The 1,674-nt window shown below is 73.5% G+C and carries 2 protein-coding genes and 1 pseudogene; all 3 read right to left on the reverse strand.

Features of this window, described 5'->3' with window-relative positions; translation table 11 throughout:
• Nucleotides 1–191 (reverse strand): DUF993 family protein (locus DQW85_RS23385; protein ID WP_113702238.1); only part of this gene is annotated, 191 nt, incomplete at its 3' end.
• Nucleotides 191–1,336 (reverse strand): Gfo/Idh/MocA family protein, encoded by a 1,146-nt coding sequence (locus DQW85_RS23390; protein ID WP_113702239.1) that lies wholly within the window; start codon nt 1,334–1,336, stop codon nt 191–193. The genes DQW85_RS23390 and DQW85_RS23385, both read right to left, overlap by 1 nt.
• A 74-nt stretch (nt 1,337–1,410) precedes the next feature.
• A pseudogene (locus DQW85_RS23395) lies at nt 1,411–1,674 on the reverse strand (ribonuclease D); the annotation flags it as partial.

Here is a 1,674-nt window from a genome sequence, read left to right on the forward strand (position 1 = left end):
CACAGGTGGCGGCGGAAGCGGAGCGTGGCGTCCCAGTCGACGGCGGCGGGGGAGCCGGGCGTGTTGTCGCCGAGCGGGTCGGCCACCACGTGCGCCGCCGCGTACGCCACGCGGCCGGCGGCCGGCCCGTCGGGGACCGGCCAGGTCACGGGCTCGCCGAGCTGGTACGCCCCTCCGGGCAGGTCGATCATCACAGCTCCGGCACCTCGATCCGGCGGCCCTCGGCCGACGAGCGCAGGCCCAGCTCGGCCAGTTGCACGCCGCGCGCGCCCGAGGCGAAGTCGTAGGGGAAGGGCGCGCCTTCCAGCACGTGCCGGACGAACAGCTCCCACTGGATCTTGAAGCCGTTGTCGAACTCGGCGTTGTCCGGCACCGCCTGCCAGTCGTCGCGGAAGCGGCAGGTGGCGGGCAGGTCGGGGTTCCAGACGGGCTTGGGGGTGGTGGCGCGGTGCTGGATCCGGCAGTCGCGCAGGCCCGCGACCGCGCTGCCCTCCGTGCCGTCCACCTGGAACTCCACCAGCTCGTCACGGTTGACGCGGACCGTCCAGGAGGAGTTGATCTGCGCGATGACACCGCCCTCCAGCTCGAACACCGCGTACGCCGCGTCGTCGGCCGTGGCCCGGTAGGCCCGGCCCTGCTCGTCGACCCGCTCCGGGACGTGCGTCACCGCGCGGGCGTAGACCGAACGCACCGGGCCGAAGAGGTTCTCCAGCACGTAGTGCCAGTGCGGGAACATGTCGAGCACGATGCCGCCGCCGTCCTCGGCGCGGTAGTTCCACGACGGGCGCTGCGCCTCCTGCCAGCCGCCCTCGAACACCCAGTAGCCGAACTCGCCGCGCACCGACAGGATCCGGCCGAAGAAGCCCCCCTCGATCAGCCTCCTGAGCTTCAGCAGCCCCGGCAGGAAGAGCTTGTCCTGCACCACGCCGTTCCCGACGCCCCGCGCCGCCGCGGCCTGGGCCAGAGCGACCGCCTCCTCGACCGACTCGGCCGTCGGCTTCTCGGCGTAGACGTGCAGGCCGGCCTCGATGGCCCTGAGCACGGCCTTCACCCGGGCCGAGGTGACCTGGGCGTCGAAGTAGATCAGGTTGCCCGCGCCGGCGAGCGCCGCGTCCAGCTCCGTCGTGTGCTCGGCGATGCCGTGCCGGGCGGCGAGGTCGGCGAGCTTCGCGGCGTTCCTGCCGACGAGGACGGGCCTCAGCATGACCCGGCTGCCGTCGGAGAGCGCGACGCCGCCCTGCCCGTTGATGGCCAGGACGGACCTGACCAGGTGCTGGCGGTACCCCATCCTGCCGGTGACGCCGTTCATCACGACGCCGATGGTGCGCACGCTCATGGGCATCCCTCCGAGGAAAGCGCTTTCCCGAACCGTACGGCGATGCCGCCGGAGGCGTCAAGGGCCCGCCGGGCCTAGACCTCGCCCTTGGTCTCCAGCCTGGCCAGCGACTTGGCCAGCGGATGGGCGGTGAGCGACACCTGCCACTCGCGGGCGCCGAGCGCGCGCAGCCGTTCGGCCACCGTCTCGTCGCTGATCGCCTCGGGCGGCTCCCAGGTGAGCCGGCGCACGGCGTCGGGCTGCAGGAGGTTCTCCGTCGGCATGCGGTGCTCGTCGGCGAGCGCGGCCACCACGGCGCGGGCCGCGGCGAGGCGCCTGGCCGCCGCGGGGTCGCGGTC

Origin of the sequence: Nonomuraea lactucae (assembly GCF_003313395.1) — a bacterium.
GTDB lineage: Bacteria > Actinomycetota > Actinomycetes > Streptosporangiales > Streptosporangiaceae > Nonomuraea > Nonomuraea lactucae.

Bases quoted from the DNA above. Each gene is read 5' to 3' on its own strand.
- DQW85_RS23390 (WP_113702239.1), bottom strand. From the start codon at position 1,336: ATGAGCGTGCGCACCATCGGCGTCGTGATGAACGGCGTCACCGGCAGG.